Source organism: [Flexibacter] sp. ATCC 35208 (genome assembly GCF_001975825.1).
Taxonomy (GTDB): domain Bacteria; phylum Bacteroidota; class Bacteroidia; order Chitinophagales; family Chitinophagaceae; genus Chitinophaga.
This window is the reverse complement of record NZ_MTKN01000268.1, coordinates 1-509: the sequence shown is the minus strand read 5'-3', so window position 1 is coordinate 509 and position 509 is coordinate 1. Positions and strand designations below refer to the sequence as shown.

General features: G+C 36.9%; 1 pseudogene. It reads left to right on the top strand.

Annotated elements, in window-relative coordinates:
* Positions 1-509, top strand: a pseudogene (locus BW716_RS35455) (excinuclease ABC subunit B); the annotation flags it as partial.

The window sequence follows — 509 nt, the reverse complement described above, 5'->3', positions numbered from 1 at the left end:
TCTGGTTCAAAGTTTATACGCCAGAACCGAGGCCGATTTTAATCCGGGAACTTTCAGAATAAAAGGAGATACAATCGAAGTATATCCAAGTTATGCCGATGATGCTTACAGAATACACTTTTTTGGTGATGAAATTGAAGAAATAGAATCTTTTGATGTCAAGTCTTCTCAGGTTATTGAGAAATTCAAACGACTTACGATTTATCCTGCCAATATGTTTGTGACTTCTCCGGATGTACTGCAAGGTGCCATTTGGGAAATTCAGCAGGATTTGGTCAAACAAGTCGATTATTTTAAAGAAATAGGAAAACATTTAGAGGCCAAACGTTTAGAAGAACGTACCAATTTCGACTTAGAAATGATTCGGGAATTAGTGTATTGTTCCGGAATCGAGAATTACTCCAGATATCTTGACGGAAGACAAGCCGGAACAAGACCATTCTGTTTATTAGACTATTTTCCTAGTGATTATTTGATGATTGTAGACGAAAGTCACGTAACTGTTTCAC